The sequence below is a fragment of the Sorangium sp. So ce426 genome (genome assembly GCF_051475585.1).
Lineage (GTDB): Bacteria > Myxococcota_A > Polyangia > Polyangiales > Polyangiaceae > Sorangium > Sorangium cellulosum_B.
Genome location: NZ_CP150341.1, coordinates 6,790,134 through 6,806,216 on the forward strand (window position 1 = coordinate 6,790,134; position 16,083 = coordinate 6,806,216).

Here is a 16,083-nt window from a genome sequence, read left to right on the forward strand (position 1 = left end):
CACGAGCGGGATCTCGCCCGCGCCGAGCGCGCCGTGACGGCGCGCTCGGCCCCCCGTCAGATGCCGCCGCCGTCCTCGAAGACGTCGCTCCGCACCTGGGCCTGGCTGATACGGCTGTTCGGCGGGACGCTGCGCGTGAGCCACACGTTGCCGCCGATGCTCGATCCGCGGCCGATGGTGATGCGCCCGAGGATCGTCGCGCCGGCGTACACCACCACCTGGTCCTCGACGATGGGGTGGCGGTCGATCCCCTTGATGGGGTTGCCGCTCGCGTCGCGCGGGAAGCTCTTCGCGCCGAGCGTGACGCCCTGGTAGAGGCGCACGCGCTCGCCGATACGGCACGTCTCGCCGATGACGACGCCCGTCCCGTGATCGATGAAGAAGCTCGCCCCGATCTCGGCGCCGGGGTGGATGTCGATGCCGGTGTCGGCGTGCGCGATCTCGGAGAGGATGCGCGGGATGAGCGGTACGCCGAGCGTGTAGAGCAGGTGCGCGATCCGGTGGTGCATGATCGCGGTGATGCCCGGATAGCAGAACACCGCCTCGTCGATGCTGGTCACCGCCGGGTCGCCCTCGAACGCCGCGCGCACGTCGGTCTCGAGCAGCTCCTGCACCGCGGGGAGGCCCGCGGCGAAGTCGCGCACGATCTCGGCGGCGCGGCCCTCGCGGCGGGCGGCCTCGCGGGCGTCGAGCTCCCTCGGGAAGCCAAGGCCCCTCCGGACCTGCTCGTGCAGCGCGAGCAGCGCCGCGTCGAGCGTGTGCCCGACGAAGTAGTCCGTCCCCTCCTCGGTGAGATCCGCGGGCCCGAAGTGCGCCGGGAAGAACACGGCGCGCAGATCGCGCGCGATGCCGACGAGCACCTCGCGCGACGGCAGCGCCTGCCGCCCGAGCTGATAGCCGCGCCGCCGCGACAAAGGCCAGCGCGATGCCCGTGTTGCCGCTCGTCGGCTCGACGATCTCCTTCCCCGGACCGAGCAGCCCCCGCTCCTCGGCGTCCCACACGAGCGCCGCGCCGAGACGGCACTTGACGGAGTACGCCCGGTTGCGGCCCTCGATCTTCGCGAGCACGAGCGCGCCCGCGCCGTCGACGACGCGACGGAGGCGCACGAGCGGCGTGCGGCCGATGGATTCTGCGCTGTCTTCGAACCGGCCGCGTGTGACGTTCGACATGGGCCCTCTGGGGTGCGACGGCATGCCTCCGCGTCCTCGAGGTCGGAGGACGTCGAGCGGGCAGCGAACGCCGCGCTTGATTACCAGCGGATATTCATCTAACATAACGGACAAAGCCCGCCAAGCACCTTGTGCCCGCCAACGCCGTCGCCGCTCAGTCGTCGTGGCGCGTCGGTGGCGCGCCGGCGGCTCGGGGCCGGTGCGCCATCACCTTGGCGAGCGCGCCGCAAGGCAACACGCCAACACGAGCAAGACTCCGCCCCAGTGGGCCGGCTCCACCCCGCGTTGGCTCGTGCAGCTGCTCCCCTGGACGCCCGTCGAAGCAGGCGTGTACCGCCTCAACCGGGTCGTCGATAACGATTTCGCGGTCGATTGCAGCCCGGATGACGCGGCCGAGCTGCCCACCGCGCGCATCCACTATGAAGAGCAGCCGCGCGAGTTCGTGCTCAACACGGTGACCACGACGATCCAGGTGCACACCCGGATCTCCGACCTGTTCCGCAGCCCGATGGATCAGGTGAAGGAGCAGCTCACCGTCCTCGTCGAGAAGCTCAAGGAGAAGCAAGAGGACGAGCTGATCAACAACGGCAACTACGGCCTGCTGAACAGCGTGCATGAGAGCATGCGGGTCAAGCCGCGCGGCGCTGGCCCCACGCCGGACGATCTCGATGAGCTGATCACGAAGGTGTGGAAGGAGCCCGCCTTTTTCCTGGCGCACCCGCGCGCCATCGCGGCGTTCGGTCGCGAATGCACGAAGCGCGGCGTTCCGCCGCCCACGGTGACCCTGTTCGGCTCGCCGTTCCTCACGTGGCGCGGCCTCCCGCTCATCCCCACCGACAAGCTGCACCTCGCGGGCAACAAGACCGATATCCTGCTGGTCCGCACCGGCGAGAAGAAGCGCGGTGTCGTGGGCCTGTTCCAGCCGGGGATCCAGGGCGAGGTGAGCCCGAGCCTGTCGATCCGCTTCATGGGCATCAACCAGCTCGGGGCTGCCTCGTACCTCGCGTCCCTCTATTGCTCGGCGGCGGTTCTGACCGAAGATGCGCTCGGCGTGCTCGAGGGCGTCCAGGTGGACAGCTACTATGAGTACAAGTGAGATCCAGACAGCGGATCTCCAGGCTGCGCTGCTGCAGGTGACTCACGCCGTGGGGAGCTCTGGGATCGCGCCCTTGAACGTGCCGCTCTCGGCGCCGGGCGGCGCTCCCGCGCCGGCGCCCGCCGGCCCTGGCTTCGACCCCGCCTCGCTGGCCGCGGTGATCGCGCAGATCGCGAACGAGATGCTCGGCGCGCCGTTGAATCAGGGGGCGGCGGCGCAGGCGGCCCCGCTGCCTGGCGCCGCGCCGTCGCAGTCACCCGTCCCGCACCTGGCGGTGGCTGGCGCGGCGCCGTCCCCTGTACCGGGGCCGTCCGCGGCGGCGGCCCCCGTCTACCCCGGGTCAGCCCCTGCCTACTCCGGCTCTGTCCCCGCCTACTCCGGCTCTGTCCCCGCCTATTCCGGCTCTGTCCCGCCCTATTCCGGCGCCGCACTGCCGGCTCCCGGCGCGGTCCTCGCTTCTTCCGGCGCGACGCCCGCCTTCCCCGGCGACGTGGCGCTGCCGGACGCGACGGTGCGCGCCGGCTTCGTCCGCGTCCCGCTCGTGGGCTCCGATCCGCTGAGCCTGGGAGCGGCCGACGAGGTGCTCCGCATCCCGGTGCTGGGCGATCTCGTGGGCCGCGACGCCGACCCGTACTTCGTGCCCGGCGCGTCCGCGCTGGGCATCGAGTCGCCTGTCGGCCCTCCCCAGGTCGAAGCGCACGAGATCCGCGCCGTGGATCCGGCGCTGGTCCGCGGCGTGAGCGGCTCGGCCGGCATCCTGGACCCCCACGCGATCCGCCGCGACTTCCCCATCCTCGAGGAGCGGGTCCACAACAAGCGGCTCGTCTGGCTCGACAACGCGGCGACGACCCAGAAGCCCCGGGCCGTCATCGATCGTCTCTCGTACTTCTACGAGCACGAGAACTCCAACATCCACCGCGCGGCGCACGCGCTCGCGGCCCGCGCGACGGACGCGTACGAGGCGGCGCGCGAGGCGACGCGCCGCTTCATCAACGCCCCGTCCACGCGCGAGATCGTGTTCGTGCGCGGCACCACCGAGGGGCTCAACCTGATCGCCCAGAGCTGGGGCCGGAGGAACGTGGGCCCGGGCGACGAGATCGTCATCACGTGGCTCGAGCACCACGCCAACATCGTGCCGTGGCAGCAGCTCTGCTCCGAGAAGGGCGCAAGGCTCCGTGTCGCTCCGGTGGACGACCGGGGCCAGGTGATCCTCGAGGAGTACGAGAAGCTGCTCGGCCCGCGGACGCGCCTCGTCTCGATCACGCAGGTCTCGAACGCGCTCGGCACCATCACGCCCGCCCGCGAGATGGTGGCGATGGCGCACCGGCACGGCGCGCGCGTGGTCGTGGACGGCGCGCAAGCGGTGTCCCACATGCGCGCGGACGTGCAGCTCCTCGACTGCGACTTCTACGTGTTCTCGGGCCACAAGGTGTTCGGCCCCACGGGCATCGGCGCCGTCTTCGGCAAGAGCGAGGTGCTCGACGCGATGCCGCCCTGGCAGGGCGGCGGCAACATGATCGCGGACGTCACCTTCGAGCGGACGATCTACCACCCGCCGCCCGCGCGCTTCGAGGCCGGCACCGGCAACATCGCGGACGCGGTCGGCCTCGGGGCCGCGCTCGACTACGTGACGCGGATCGGGATCGAGAACATCGGCCGCTACGAGCACGAGCTGCTCCACTACGCCACCCACGCCCTCGCGACCGTGCCCGGGCTGCGGCTCATCGGCACCGCGGCCGACAAGGCGGGCGTGCTCTCCTTCGTCCTCGATGGGCAGCGCACCGAGGACGTGGGCGGGGCGCTCGACCGGGAGGGCATCGCGGTGCGCTCGGGCCACCACTGCGCGCAGCCCATCCTGCGCCGCTTCGGCCTGGAGAGCACCGTGCGCGCGTCGCTCGCCCCCTACAACACCTGCGAGGACATCGACGCGCTGGTTGACGCGCTGCATAGGATCCAGATCGGGAGGTCCCGCTGACTGGCCGCCCGGCGGCTGTCCGCTGAGACGGACGCCGCCGGGCTCCCTGCCAGCCGCCCACGCCGCCCAACCCCCTGGCTGGATCCTCGAAACAGGCGGTGCACACGGGATTTCGAAGGTTTTCGTCTCGACGGCGAACTTGTGTCCCCCGGGTTGCCACTGTCGGACGCGTCCGTTATAATGGACGAATGATCCAGACGATATCGCCCAGGGACGCGGACGAGCTCATCAAGAGCGGGGAGGTGGACGTTGTGGATGTGCGTGAGCCACGCGAGTGGTCGGTCGGCCACGTGCCGCACGCGCGGCTGGTGCCCCTCGATCAGCTGAGAGCGGATCCGCAGCGGGCCCTGCCGCGCGATAGGGTGGTGTTCGTGTGCGCGAAGGGCGCCCGCAGCCTGACGGCGGCGAAGCTCGCCGAGCGGCTCGGGTTCAACCAGCTCTACAACCTGGATGGCGGCACGAGCGGCTGGGTGAAGGCGGGGCTTCCGCTCGAGCACAGCTGAGCTGGGCTCACGCCGGCCGCATTTGCTCCGCGTCGCGGCTGGCGCGCGGCGGCGCCGTCGCAAGATGTGCGGCATGGCCCTGCGCGCACTTCGCACCTCCCTCCTCGTCCCCCTGTTCGCCGCTGCGTGCGCCCGAGGCGCCCCGCCTCCTGCCGCCGCGCCGGCTCCCCTGCCCTCGCCGCCGCCCTCGGCGGCCACGAGCACCGCGCCCGCCGCGCGCTCGGCGCCTGCCGCGGCCCGGCGACCCCCGGCCTGGGTCGAGCGCAGCAACGAGCACGCAAAGGTCCTCCTCGACGTGCTCGTCCGGTTCTCGCCGGAGCGCGCCGGAGCGCTGGGGATCGAGCGCGCGGACCGGGAGATCGCGGACCTCTCGCCCGGGGTCGAGGCGCAGAAACGCGCGGCCTTCCGCGCGGCCATCGTGGAGCTCCAGAAACGGCGAGAGACCGAGAAGGACCCGGCGGTCGCCGAAGATCTGCAGATCTTGCTGGACGCCGCGGACCGGGCCGTTCAGAGCTCGGAGCTCGAGGAGAAGTACAGCGTCACCTACGTGCACGTCACGGGGCTCGTGTTCGACGGCATCTCGAGCCTGCTGGACGACCGGGTATCCCCGGCGCGGCGAGCTGCGGCCCGCACGCGCCTCCGGCGTTATGCCGGCCTGGAGGCGGGCTACGTGCCCATCGCCGAGCAGGCCATGGCCAGGCTCCTCCAGGACCTCGAGAAGCCCGGATTGCTCGCCCCGCCCAGGATGGAGATAGAGCGGCACCTCGCCACGAACGCCCGCGTGCGGGAGGGCATCGGTGAGCTGTTCAGGAAATACGGCATCAGCGGCCATGACGAGCCGCTCGCGGCGCTGAACCGCCAGCTCGAGGCGTACGACGCGGCGCTGCGCAGCGACGTGCTCCCCCGGGCGCGGACCGACTTCGCGTTGCCGCGGCCGCTCTATGCGTTCGCGCTCGAGTCGTACGGCGTCGATCTGCCGCCCGCCGAGCTCGCGCCCCTGGCCCACGCCGCCTTCGAGGATCTGACGGCGCGGATGCAGGAGCTCTCGAGATCGGTCGCCAGGACGCGCGAGCTGCCAGGCGCGGATTACCGCGACGTGATCCGCGCCCTGAAGAAAGAGCAGCTGGTGGGCGAGGCCATCTTGCCGCATTACAAGGCGCGGCTGGCCCAGATAGAGGACATCATCAGGAAAGAGCGCCTCGTCACGCTGCCCGAGCGGCCTGCGCGCATCCGGCTCGGCACCGCCGCCGAGAGCGCCGAGACGCCAGCGCCGCACATGCGGCCGCCGCGGCTGATCGGCAACCAGGGGGAGGTGGGGGAGTTCGTGTTGCCGCTCAGCCTCCCGGGCCCTCTCGGCGCCGCGGACGAGCTGCAGAAGGTCGATGACTTCACCCATGCAGCGGCGTCGTGGACGCTCACCGCCCACGAGGCGCGCCCCGGACACGAGCTCCAGTTCGCCTCGCTCGTCGAGCGCGGCGTCTCGATCGCCCGGGCGGTCTTCGCGATGAACAGCGCCAACGCCGAGGGGTGGGGGCTGTACTCCGAGGCGCTCGTGTTCCCGTTCATGCCGCCCGAGGGTCAGCTCGTCTCGCTGCAATTCCGCCTGCTGCGGGCCGCGCGCGCCTTCCTGGACCCGGAGCTCCAGGCCGGCAAGATCACGCCCGCGGCCGCGCGCGCCTTCCTGGAGCAGGAGGTGGTGCTGTCGGCGCCGTTCGCTCGGTCCGAGGTGGAGCGCTACACGTTCCGCGCGCCGGGACAGGCGACATCGTATTTCTACGGGTTCACCCGGCTGATGGAGCTCCGGGAAGAGGTCGAGTCCATGATGGGCCCCCGCTTCGACGCGCAGCGATTTCACGATTTCGTGCTCGCCCAGGGGATCCTGCCGCCGGAGCTGCTGCGCAAGGCCGTGCTCGAGCGGTTCGTCGAGGATCAGCCGGCGCGCTGAGCGGGGAGGAGCGAGCGAGAGCGGTCGCGATCCAGCGCGGGGTCCCCCTTGCGGCACGCCTCGCCGGCTCCACCTGTCGTGTCGGGCACGGGAGCGCCGGAGGGTGACGCATGGGAACGAACGAGAAGAAGGCAGCGGAGCGACAGCCGGAATCGCCGGAAGGCGCCGCGGCCGGCCCCGAGGCGACGAGGGCGAAGACGCGCGAGGAGCGGAGCCCGCAGACGCCGCTCGATCGCGGGGGGTCGCTCTCGCAGCGCGAGGCGTGGGAGCCGGTGGACGAGGCGTCGGACGAGTCGTTCCCGGCGAGCGACCCGCCGGCCTGGACGCCGATCCACCCGGGCTGAGCGCCGCGGCATGGCGGCTGCCGGCGGCCTCACGCACCGCGCGATGCAGCAGGCGCTCCGGACGATATCCAGCGGATTCAACCATGGCGTGCAGGCGGCGAACGCTCACGGGCATGACCGCGGACGGTTCATCTTCTCGTCGTGCCTCTTCTGCAGCGCATTCCAGAGCTTCGCCTCGTCCGAGCCGCCTACGCTGAACGTGTAGGCGTCTTCGATGAACTCATCGGCGTCTTGAATGCCCGCCCGCAACGCGTCGCTGATGAAGATCTCGTTGAACAGCACATAGCTGAGCACATCGGGACGGCTGTGCGGGCTCACGGAGGTGAGCCAGTAAAGCAGGGCGAGGTCGTGATGCTCTAGCTTGCGCGTGCCACGCAGGATGTCCTCCAGAGCTCTCGCCGCCACGGAGCCGACGTCTTCTTGCCCTGATGGGCCGCCGAAGATGATCGGGATGGGGGTCTCCCCGGATGTCTCGTTCGCTTCCAGCTGCTTGCGGACCTCCTCGATCATGCGATCGGAGGTGATCACGCGCATCATCTGCAATACGTGATCCTGCAGCGTTGGCCACTCGTGGATGTTCACCGCTGCGGAGGCGCCATATCGCCGGGAGTCCGTCGAGACGACGATGATGCCCTTGGCGCCGAAATCGATCGCGGGCCGCAGCGGCGCGTTGAGGCGCACGCCGCCGTCGACGTAGAAGCGGCCGCGAGCCGACGAGCCGATCCGGGTCGGAGGGAACAGGACCGGGATCGCGGCCGACGCCAGCACGTGGTCCGAGGACAGCTGGGTAGGGACGTAGTCGATGGCCCGATCGTCGTCGTTCTGCGGTATTTTCGCACGGCTGTTGGTGCCCATCTGGTAGAATATTTTGGTTCGCCCCGACCCGGACTCCGTCGTGGCAACCGCGAGCACATCGACCATGGGCTTGTTGCCGTCCACCCTCCCGCCGCGCCCGCAGTACTTGGGGTTGACTTGCAGGTTGTCGCTGATGACATCCCAGTCGATCAGGGTCCGGTTCGCGAGGTTTCTCCGCAGCGGTCTCGTGTCGAGCAAGCTCGTGGGGCCGTCCGTGCCGAACAGCAAGCCGGCGGCGTAATCCAGGCCGGCGCGAACCAAGGAGAGCCAGACAGGACCGAGGACCATCTCTTTGTGGATGCGTTGCCAGCGCTCGACGAGCTCGGCGCCGGCCTCCTCCGGGGTCCTGGCGGCCAGCGACGCGATCAGGGCGGCGTTGATGGCGCCGGCGCTGGTGCCGATCAGGATCGTCGGTCGGGTCTTCCCGAGCTCGGGCAGCAGCCTGGAGACGAAGCCGGCCTCGTATGCGCCGCGGGCCCCCGCGCCGGTCAACACGATGGCGACCGGAGGCTCAGGCGTTTTTCTGCTCACCAACGGCTCTGCAACCCGATTGTCTTGATCTGACATGACGTTCCATCCCCTTCCTGACAGCGCGCGCGAGCGCTCCCCACGGAACGAAAGCCAACGCCCGCGCCGCGGAGACGGCGTAGGCCCCACTGTAAAAAGCTACCACGGTGAGGGTGGCTGTGGTAGCGAAGCCATGATTCCTTGAAGTCCGCGCTCTCGTCCGTGCCCGGCAGATCGCCTCGGCGAAAGCCACGCGCGTGGGCGTGCCTGAAGGAGGTCAATCCGTCGATCGTGCCTTCTCACCCGGCCATCGCCGGCTACGCGCCCGTCACGGCTCGGGAACGCCCTCTTCGAGCCACGTCCGCGCGCTCTCGGCGGTGAGCTTGAAGTCCGGGGGCACCCTCGACCGCCTGACGGTCTCTCCTGCCGCGTCTCGCCCCGTGAGGATGGCATGGGGATCGTCCTCGTCGGGTACGATGTCGAGGTCCACCCGCATCCGGGCGCCGCCCCCGACGACCGTCGTCACGCTCCGGTGCAGCTGCGCCCGGCGTTGCTGGACGTGCCGCGAGAGGACCTCGTTCGCCGTCTTCACCAAGGTAGCGAAGGCGCTGGCGTCGAGGGGCTTCGGGTTCTTCTTGTCACGCCCCATCGTCCACGGCCCCACCAGCGAGGGCTCGCTCTGGCCGTCGCATGTCATCTCGACTGCCCACCCGTCGTCGTCCTCGTTCTTGATCACCCGCGCCGTCCACCCGTTCCCCTTCCACAGCTTGGGGTCCTGATCTTCAGGGCGGATCGGGCGCGTCTGCCCAACCTCGTCGTCCGTTGCGTCGTGCGTCGTGTCCATGGGCGCATCGGTGTACCCGCTGCGCCCCCGGCGCGTCCACCCCGCCGCGCGCGCCTCGGGCATTTCCTGTCAGCACCTGCCAGCCCTGGACCTCCTCCACGGCGACCATCGAGCCCGCTCTGGCAGACCAGCAGGCCGGCGCTCCCCCCGCGCCGCCATCGCTCGGCGCACCTCGCCAGGCGCGCGCCCGTCACAGCGTCTTCAGGTACTCGACCAGATCCCAGCGCTCCTGCTCGGTCAGCGCGGGCCCGATGACGCCGTTTCCGCGCTGCCCGTCGCGGTATTCGTGCCCGGCGTTCGAGTTTCCGGGGATGTCCGTCGCGAGCTCGAACCCTCCCTGAAAGGGCTTCACCTGGAGGCCGACGTGCTTCGGGTCGAACTCCGCACTGCCGAGGTAGAACCTCTTCGAACGCCGGTCCGCCGGCAGGAGCAGCTCGTACAGGTTAGGGACGGAGCCATTGTGAAGATACGGCGCTGTGGCCCAGATCCCGTTGAGCTCCCGCGCCTTGTACGCGCGCGGCGCGCGCCACCGGTTCGGGCGATACCCATTCCACACAAGCCGTTGCTCCGCCGACAGGCCGTACTCCTCGTACTTCAGCTCGCGGATCGCCGACGTGCCGAACTCCAGCGCCTGCGCCATCCCCATCTCCCCGAGCCCGAGCGTCCCCAGATCCGCCGTGCGCTCGTTGAAATTCACGGCGTGTGTCGGATCGGTGCCGATCAACTCGAGCGGGGACATCATCGCTCGCCGGAAGCGCTTGCCGTGTTCATCCGGTGGAGTCCACCCAGGGTCATGACAGCTCGCACAGTGCATCCTGTAGAGACGCCCGCCGCGTGCCGCCCGCTCCCGGTCGATGCTGCCGAGCAGGTGCTCTGGCCAGCGCGGCGCGCGGAGCTTCTCGACCTGCTGCTCGATCAGGTGCAGGTTGTCCACCCGGATGCTCGACTGGAGCTGCACCCTCGCCCCCTGTGGCGTGGGGTCGAGCCGCGTGTGCGTGCCCACCCCCAGGGCCTCCCCGATGTTGCGCCCCATCGGCTGCATGATGGATCCGTTCCATTGGACCCAGTCGTAGCTCGGCGCATCCCAGAGGTGAGGATAGTCGACCGGCGCGTTGGCCGCGCGGAGGTTCTCCGGACTGAGAGGACCGAACAGCAGGTTGCCGGCGCGCCCGAGCGCGTCCAGCCTGCCAAACCCGTCAACGGCGGCGTGGGGCCCGGCCGCGCCCCGGGTGAACGCTTGTAGGCGGACCACCTCCAGCCTCTCTTCCATCTGCGCTCGCAAGGCGCGCGTGGAGTCCTCGCCGTAACGGTCCTTGAGGACCGTCCTCGCGAAGCGATCCAGCTTCTCCGGCGTCTCCAGCGTGCGGTCGAGCGCGCCGAAGATCGCGTCGGTGAAGGCGACCACGTCGATCGTCGCCGGGCCGCCGTCGATCCGGATCCTCGCTCCACGGTAGGAGATCTGGCGGGTGTGGCAAGTCGCGCACGTGAACCCGACGTACACCTCGCGCGTCGGGGGGTCGACGTCCCTGGCGAACCCCACCGGGAGGCGCTCCGGGTTGTTCTTCGCGTCCGGATCGTCGATGAAGCGATAGCGCGCCACATAGTCGCTCGCGGCGAACCGTTCGGCGCCGTCTTCCCGCTCGAGCGCAAGGAACCACCCGAGCGGGATCAGCCTGGCACCCTGGGAGGCGCGGTAGAAGATCCGGCGCTCCTCATCGCCCCATCCCTGGTCGAGGTACACGACATCGCCCGCGCCCCGGCCGCCCTTCGCGTGCGCGCAGCCGGCCGCCGCGACCGCCGCGAGCGCGATCGCCCCCGTCTGAATCCACATGACCGTCCCCCCTTCGACAAGTCCGGTGGCGACGCCCGCGTTCGCCAACACCGCAGGTCCGAAGCCTTCGATAGCTCGTTTCCGCTGACCGGCTCTCTCGAGCACGGTATGGATCCATCAGCGCGTCGCCGCGATCCACCCAGAACAGCGCGCAGCGGCGCGGCAATTTCGCAGGGAGCCTACGACCACACACAGCCGAGTCAAGCCGCGGACAGCGAAGGGGCGACTCCGTTGCTCGGTGCCTTGGACATGCGTTGGAAGAGCAACTTCCCAGAGACTCTGGGCTCGTCGACCTGGCGTCAGATCCCGAACGGCCACCGCCCCCGCAGCGCAGCGCCCGGACGCCGCTCGCAGGCGCCGCGCGCCTCGGAGCGCGGGTGCGGGCTGACTGACGGCCGCGGAGCTGCGACACTCCGCGCATGCTCCTCCACCGGCGCCCCTTCCTGGCCGTGTGCGCCGCCGCCCTCGCCCCGCGCGCCGCCCTCGCCGACCCCGCCGGCGCAGCGCCGCCCTCGCCGCCGCCCGCCGCTTCCCCGCCCGCCTTCGACGTCCGCGACCTCCAGGTCCCCGGCGATCGCGCGCTCGGCAGGCGGTTCACGCTGCTCGCCCCGAAGCACCTCGCCCCGGGCGAGCGCGTGCCGCTGCTCGTGCTCCTCCACGGCCTCGGCGAGACCGGCGACGAGCGCCTCGGCGCCTTCGCGTGGCTGGAGCGGTACGGCCTCGGGTCGGCCTATGAGCGGCTGCGCCGCCCGCCGGTCGGCCGCACCTCGCGCCGGAAGGACTGGACTGACGCGCGGCTCGCCGAGGTCAACGCCGCGCTCGCGGCGCGGCCGTTCCGCGGCCTCGCGATCGCGTGCCCCTTCACGCCCAACGTCCACAAGGCCCCGAACCCCTCCGCGGCGCTCGACGGCTACGCGCGCTGGCTCGCGGAGGTGGTCGTCCCCCGCGCCCGCGCCGAGGCGCCCGCGTTCGACGACGCGGCCCGCACCTCGCTCGACGGCTGCTCCCTCGGCGGCTTCATCGGGATCGAGGTGTTCCTCCGCCGGCCCGAGCTCTTCGGGGCCCTCGGCGGCGTGCAGTCCGCCATCAGCGCCCACCGCGCCCCTGCCTACGCCGACCGGCTCGCCAGGGCCGTCGCCGCGACGGGCCCGCGCGACCTCCACCTGCTCACCAGCGAGGGAGACCCGTTCCGCGACGCGAACGCCGCCCTGGCCGCGCAGCTCGCGAAGCGGTCCATCCCCCACACCCTCCGCGTCCTGCCGGGGCCGCACGACCAGCCCTGGCTCCGCGAGGCCGGCACCATCGAGATGCTCCTCTTCCACGACCGGCGCCCGCGCTGAGCCGGCGCCCCGCGCCCGGCCGCCTACCCGAGCGGCGCCTACCCGAGCAACCCCGCCTCCCGCAGGAAGGCGCCCTCGACCGCGGCGTAGTCGGCCTCGACGTCGAGGCGCGCGAGGACCGAGCAGAACCCGAACCGGAGCCGGTTCGGGTATAACATGGGCCGGCCCATTCCCATGAAGACCAACGCCGCGCGCATCCTCGACAGCCTCGGCATCCCGTACGAGCTGCGCACCTACGAGGTCGACCCGAGCGACCTGACCGCGGGCACCGTGGCCAGGAAGATCGGCCTGCCGCCAGAGCAGGTGTGGAAGACGCTGGTGGCGCGCGGCGATCGCCACGGCGTCTGCTTCGCGGTGGTGCCGGGCAACGCCCAGCTCGATCTGAAGGCGATGGCCAGGCTCACCGGCGACCGGAAGGTCGACACGGTGTCGCTGAAGGAGGTCCAGCCGCTCACCGGTTACGTGCGCGGCGGGGTCACGGCGCTGGGCGCGAAGAAGGCCTATCCCGTCTATGCAGACGAGACGATCGAGCTCTTCGAGGTCGTCTCCGTCTCGGCCGGCGTGCGCGGCACGCAGATCCTCATCGCTCCCGGCGATTATCTGCGCGCGACCAGGGCGAAGGTCGGCGCCATCGCGTCGCCTGACGGCGACGCGGATTGAACCCGTCGCCAGGCGGCGACGCGGATTGACCCGTCGCCAGGCGGCGACGCGGATTGACCCGTCGCCAGGCGGCGACGCGGATTGAACGCGCGCGCCGCGGGATCCGCGGTATGATGGCAGAGCTCGCCTCCGGTCCGGCGCCCGGCGGCGACGAGGACTATGACCAGAGCGGCATGCGACCTGCGCGATCCGAGCGAGCTGAGCACCGCCGAGCTGCGGCAGCGGTGCCGGGGCTGCAAGCCGTGGGAGCTCGGGCTCGGCGCGGTCCAGCTCGCCGCCTCGACGGCGGCCGGAGGCGCCGTGCTCGCGGCGGCCGGCGCCTGCATTCCGGGGCTGGTCCAGTGCATCAGCGTGGGTCCGGCGCTCGCGGCCGGGCTCGCGGTCTGGGAGTCGATCGGCGTGGCCAGGGGGTGGCTCCCGGGCGCGGCGTACCGCGATGAGCTCGCGTTCCGCGCGTGGCACGCGGGGCTCTCGCCGTGGGTCGGGCCAGGAGCGCAGCGCCGCTGGGCGAGGCGCGCGCTGGCGCGCCGGCCCGCGGCCCCCGACTGGCTGCTCGTCCTCGAGGGCATCGCGCCGGCCGGCGGAGGGCGCCGCTGGGTCAAGGTCGAGCTCTCGCTGTCCCCGTCCTCGGACGGCCCGTTCCGCTCGCAGGCCAGCGGGCACGCGCTGCTGCGCGCGGGCGGCGACGGCGCAGAAGCGCCGCACGAGCGGCGCCTCGCGATCGAGGAGCTCGACGACCTGAGGCGGGCCGTCGCCGAGCTCCCGGAGGCGCTCTCGCTGGCCCCCCCCGCCTCGCCCCGGGACCCCGCGGTGTTCAACGGCCGCTGCGAGCTGCTCATCGCCAGGAAGACGCCGTTCGCCGCGGCCCAGCTGACGAGCGCGTTTCCGTCGCTCGAGGCAGGCCCTCAGGCGCCGTCGCTGTCGCTGCTGCACCGCCTGGTCCAGCTGGCCTGGCGCGGGGGCGACTCAGGTCCGAGCCGGCGCGGCCGCTGACGCGGGCGCCTCGCGCATCAGGCGCCGGCCGACCAGCATCAGCAGGACACCGGACGCGAGGAAGGCCACGTCCCAGCCGACCTGCCCCGGACCCGGACGGACATGGTGGATCTGCAAGAGGTGATGATCGATCACCCCCTCGACCAGGTTGAACAGCCCCCAGCCCATGGCGGCGGCGCCCGGGAGCATCCGTCCGGGGAGCTCGGCTCCGCCCGCGCGCAGGGCGCTCCAGAGCTTGATGACACCTGCCACGGTGAGGCCCAATGCGACAACGCCGAACAGACCGTCGGCGAAGATGTTCCGCCTCACATCGTCGATGGTCGCGCCTGGATGGCAGCTGAAGCAGATCAGATGATGCCACTGCAGGAGCTGATGAAACAGGATGCCGTCGATCAGGCCACCTGCGCCCATGCCGAAGATCACCCCCGCCGTCTTCACGGCGCGTGATGTCCTCGTGGCGGTGGTGCTCTCCAGCGGGCGGGCTGTGCTCATGAAATCCTCCTGAGCGCGCCCCCATGCGAGCGGCAAACCACAGCCGTCGGGCGGCGGAGGACGGATCGGTCGGGCCGGCGGAGCGACCGGGTCGCCGCCGTCGGACCGCGGCGCTCTCGCCGGCCACGAACCGACGGCGCCCCGACTCGATGGACTGGCCAGCTCGGACCTGGCACGGAGTTGGCACATGCCGGGGAGAGGAACCCACGTATCCGCAGAAATCGCTGAAAGGTGCCAGATGGACAATCGAATGAACCCGGAACGCGCCGCAGGAACGGCGGAGCCGGAGCACCAGGGTCCCAGGCCGGTCCCCTACACGTACCATGACGGCCGCGAGGATTACCTCCATGTCGGCCGCCGGGAGGGCGCGGAGCCGGATCAGCCCGAGGCGCTGGTCCCGCCTTCCGAGGGGGTGACTTCACCTCTCCAGGCGACGTCCCCGCCGCCCGAAGCCGCCTCGGTGGCCGCCGCGCCGATCGCCTCGCCGCCCGAGGCAACGGCGCTGCCGCCCGAGGCGACCGCCCTGCCGCCCGCGGCGACGCCCGGGTCTCCCTGGGCGACGCCTCGCGCAGCGGCGCAGCGCCCTCAGCAGGCGATCCGGATGAGCGAGATCGTCACGCGCGGGCTGCGGACCGGCGTTGTGCTGACGGCAGCGACGATGTGCACGATGATGGCAGCGTCCACCCTCAAGCGCGGCTCGCCCTGGGCCGCCATGAACGCCATGGCGGCGGCGGTCGGCCTCGGAGGGCGGCGCGCGAAGGACCGGTTCGATCCGATCGCCACGCCCGCAGGGATCGCGGCGCTCGCCGGGGGCCTGCTCGTGTGGGGCATCGGCTACGAGAAAGCGCTCGACGCGGCGGGGCGGCGCGGCGGCGCGCTCACGGGCGCGCTGTCGGCGCTCGGCGGCTTCCTGCTCGACGACCTGGTCTTGCCCAGCCGGCTCATGAAGGGCTTCCGCGACACGATGGGCGTGGCCGGCACCGTCGGCAAATACGTCGCCCTCGGCGTCGCGAGCGCCGTCGCCCCGCGGTGAGCGCGCGAGGCGCCGGCGCGAGCGCCGCCGGGGCGCCGCGCCCCGCTATCTCTGCCCGGCGGCCTTGCGCTCCTTCGCGCCCGGCTCCTCGTGCTGGGGCAACGCGCCTCTCGGCTGCACCTGCTCGGTCGCGCCGCTCTCCGGCGGCGGCTCTTCCTCGGGCGGGGCCGCCGCGCCCGCGGCCGTGGCATCGGCGCCGGTCTCCCGCAGCTCGAGCGAGCCCGCGGGGCCGCCGCGGCCCGACTCCTCGTACGGCCCGCCGCCGAGCGAGCCCGGCGCGCGGAGCTCGGCGTCCTTGGGGTGCGGCCCGTCGAGCCGGAAGATCCCCTTCGATTGATCGACCTCGTCGAACCGCGCGTTCTTCTGCGCCTGCGCCTGCGCCTCGGACCGCTGCTTGGCCTTTTGCCCCATGATCCCCTCCCTCGCCCGGCGCGCAGTGCGTCGACCGCACACACGCCCGCCTCGACCCGCGGCGTGCATGCGAGGTGCCGGACC

General features: G+C 71.6%; 15 protein-coding genes and 1 pseudogene. 9 read left to right on the plus strand and 7 right to left on the minus strand.

Annotated elements, in window-relative coordinates; genetic code table 11:
* Positions 1-56: 56 nt before the first annotated feature.
* Together epsC and WMF44_RS25145 are read right to left on the minus strand one after the other, a co-directional pair.
* On the minus strand, positions 57-914 hold the full coding sequence (gene epsC, locus WMF44_RS25140; protein ID WP_437292565.1) for a serine O-acetyltransferase EpsC: 858 nt from the start codon (positions 912-914) through the stop codon (positions 57-59).
* Positions 898-1,170, minus strand: a pseudogene (locus tag WMF44_RS25145) (pyridoxal-phosphate dependent enzyme); the annotation flags it as partial. The pseudogene WMF44_RS25145 and the gene epsC, both read right to left, overlap by 17 nt.
* A 199-nt stretch (positions 1,171-1,369) precedes the next feature.
* Here WMF44_RS25145 and WMF44_RS25150 point away from each other — a divergent pair.
* The 5 genes from WMF44_RS25150 to WMF44_RS25170 all read left to right on the plus strand — a co-directional run bounded on the left by WMF44_RS25150 (position 1,370) and on the right by WMF44_RS25170 (position 7,033).
* A complete protein-coding gene (locus WMF44_RS25150; RefSeq protein WP_437292566.1) occupies positions 1,370-2,266 on the plus strand; it encodes a family 2A encapsulin nanocompartment shell protein in 897 nt (298 codons plus the stop codon).
* A complete protein-coding gene (locus tag WMF44_RS25155; protein WP_437292567.1) occupies positions 2,253-4,241 on the plus strand; it encodes a family 2A encapsulin nanocompartment cargo protein cysteine desulfurase in 1,989 nt (662 codons plus the stop codon). Before WMF44_RS25150 ends, WMF44_RS25155 begins: the two co-directional genes overlap by 14 nt.
* Positions 4,242-4,429: 188 nt before the next feature.
* Entirely contained in the window at positions 4,430-4,744 is a 315-nt protein-coding gene (locus WMF44_RS25160) for a rhodanese-like domain-containing protein (RefSeq protein WP_272093559.1), read from the plus strand.
* A gap of 73 nt (positions 4,745-4,817) precedes the next feature.
* A complete protein-coding gene (locus tag WMF44_RS25165; protein WP_437292568.1) occupies positions 4,818-6,689 on the plus strand; it encodes a DUF885 domain-containing protein in 1,872 nt (623 codons plus the stop codon).
* Between the two features lie 110 nt (positions 6,690-6,799).
* Entirely contained in the window at positions 6,800-7,033 is a 234-nt protein-coding gene (locus WMF44_RS25170; RefSeq protein WP_437292569.1) for a hypothetical protein, read from the plus strand.
* A gap of 105 nt (positions 7,034-7,138) precedes the next feature.
* Here the strand turns inward: WMF44_RS25170 and WMF44_RS25175 are convergent, their stop codons facing one another.
* The 3 genes from WMF44_RS25175 to WMF44_RS25185 all read right to left on the minus strand — a co-directional run bounded on the left by WMF44_RS25175 (position 7,139) and on the right by WMF44_RS25185 (position 11,070).
* Positions 7,139-8,455, minus strand: coding sequence for a patatin-like phospholipase family protein (locus WMF44_RS25175; RefSeq protein WP_437292570.1), 1,317 nt, complete (start codon positions 8,453-8,455; stop codon positions 7,139-7,141).
* A gap of 268 nt (positions 8,456-8,723) precedes the next feature.
* A complete protein-coding gene (locus WMF44_RS25180) occupies positions 8,724-9,239 on the minus strand; it encodes a hypothetical protein (RefSeq protein WP_437292571.1) in 516 nt (171 codons plus the stop codon).
* A 190-nt stretch (positions 9,240-9,429) separates the two neighbouring features.
* On the minus strand, positions 9,430-11,070 hold the full coding sequence (locus tag WMF44_RS25185; RefSeq protein WP_437292572.1) for a di-heme-cytochrome C peroxidase: 1,641 nt from the start codon (positions 11,068-11,070) through the stop codon (positions 9,430-9,432).
* A 419-nt stretch (positions 11,071-11,489) separates the two neighbouring features.
* Here WMF44_RS25185 and WMF44_RS25190 point away from each other — a divergent pair, with 419 nt between their 5' ends.
* The 3 genes from WMF44_RS25190 (at position 11,490) to WMF44_RS25200 (ending at position 14,063) form a co-directional block, all read left to right on the plus strand.
* Positions 11,490-12,410, plus strand: coding sequence for a hypothetical protein (locus WMF44_RS25190; RefSeq protein WP_437292573.1), 921 nt, complete (start codon positions 11,490-11,492; stop codon positions 12,408-12,410).
* A gap of 174 nt (positions 12,411-12,584) precedes the next feature.
* Positions 12,585-13,070, plus strand: coding sequence for a Cys-tRNA(Pro) deacylase (gene ybaK / locus WMF44_RS25195; RefSeq protein WP_437292574.1), 486 nt, complete (start codon positions 12,585-12,587; stop codon positions 13,068-13,070).
* Between the two features lie 159 nt (positions 13,071-13,229).
* Positions 13,230-14,063, plus strand: a complete 834-nt coding sequence (locus WMF44_RS25200; RefSeq protein WP_437292575.1) for a hypothetical protein — start codon at positions 13,230-13,232, stop codon at positions 14,061-14,063.
* Here WMF44_RS25200 and WMF44_RS25205 read toward each other — a convergent pair.
* On the minus strand, positions 14,037-14,555 hold the full coding sequence (locus WMF44_RS25205) for a DUF2243 domain-containing protein (protein WP_437292576.1): 519 nt from the start codon (positions 14,553-14,555) through the stop codon (positions 14,037-14,039). The genes WMF44_RS25200 and WMF44_RS25205 overlap by 27 nt on opposite strands.
* Before the next feature lie 238 nt (positions 14,556-14,793).
* On the opposite strand from WMF44_RS25205, the gene WMF44_RS25210 reads away from it, so the two are divergent.
* Positions 14,794-15,588 (plus strand): hypothetical protein, encoded by a 795-nt coding sequence (locus tag WMF44_RS25210; protein WP_437292577.1) that lies wholly within the window; start codon positions 14,794-14,796, stop codon positions 15,586-15,588.
* Between the two features lie 45 nt (positions 15,589-15,633).
* Here WMF44_RS25210 and WMF44_RS25215 read toward each other — a convergent pair whose 3' ends face one another.
* A complete protein-coding gene (locus WMF44_RS25215; protein WP_437292578.1) occupies positions 15,634-15,999 on the minus strand; it encodes a hypothetical protein in 366 nt (121 codons plus the stop codon).
* Positions 16,000-16,083 lie beyond the last annotated feature (84 nt).

What these genes read in the sequence shown, in the direction of transcription:
- WMF44_RS25155 (WP_437292567.1), top strand. Translation starts at nt 2,253, where the DNA reads ATGAGTACAAGTGAGATCCAGACAGCGGATCTCCAGGCTGCGCTGCTG.
- WMF44_RS25160 (WP_272093559.1), top strand. Translation starts at nt 4,430, where the DNA reads ATGATCCAGACGATATCGCCCAGGGACGCGGACGAGCTCATCAAGAGC.
- WMF44_RS25165 (WP_437292568.1), top strand. Translation starts at nt 4,818, where the DNA reads ATGGCCCTGCGCGCACTTCGCACCTCCCTCCTCGTCCCCCTGTTCGCC.
- WMF44_RS25170 (WP_437292569.1), top strand. Translation starts at nt 6,800, where the DNA reads ATGGGAACGAACGAGAAGAAGGCAGCGGAGCGACAGCCGGAATCGCCG.
- WMF44_RS25175 (WP_437292570.1), bottom strand. Translation starts at nt 8,455, where the DNA reads ATGTCAGATCAAGACAATCGGGTTGCAGAGCCGTTGGTGAGCAGAAAA.
- WMF44_RS25180 (WP_437292571.1), bottom strand. Translation starts at nt 9,239, where the DNA reads ATGGACACGACGCACGACGCAACGGACGACGAGGTTGGGCAGACGCGC.
- WMF44_RS25185 (WP_437292572.1), bottom strand. Translation starts at nt 11,070, where the DNA reads ATGTGGATTCAGACGGGGGCGATCGCGCTCGCGGCGGTCGCGGCGGCC.
- WMF44_RS25190 (WP_437292573.1), top strand. Translation starts at nt 11,490, where the DNA reads ATGCTCCTCCACCGGCGCCCCTTCCTGGCCGTGTGCGCCGCCGCCCTC.
- ybaK (WP_437292574.1), top strand. Translation starts at nt 12,585, where the DNA reads ATGAAGACCAACGCCGCGCGCATCCTCGACAGCCTCGGCATCCCGTAC.
- WMF44_RS25200 (WP_437292575.1), top strand. Translation starts at nt 13,230, where the DNA reads ATGACCAGAGCGGCATGCGACCTGCGCGATCCGAGCGAGCTGAGCACC.
- WMF44_RS25205 (WP_437292576.1), bottom strand. Translation starts at nt 14,555, where the DNA reads ATGAGCACAGCCCGCCCGCTGGAGAGCACCACCGCCACGAGGACATCA.
- WMF44_RS25210 (WP_437292577.1), top strand. Translation starts at nt 14,794, where the DNA reads ATGGACAATCGAATGAACCCGGAACGCGCCGCAGGAACGGCGGAGCCG.
- WMF44_RS25215 (WP_437292578.1), bottom strand. Translation starts at nt 15,999, where the DNA reads ATGGGGCAAAAGGCCAAGCAGCGGTCCGAGGCGCAGGCGCAGGCGCAG.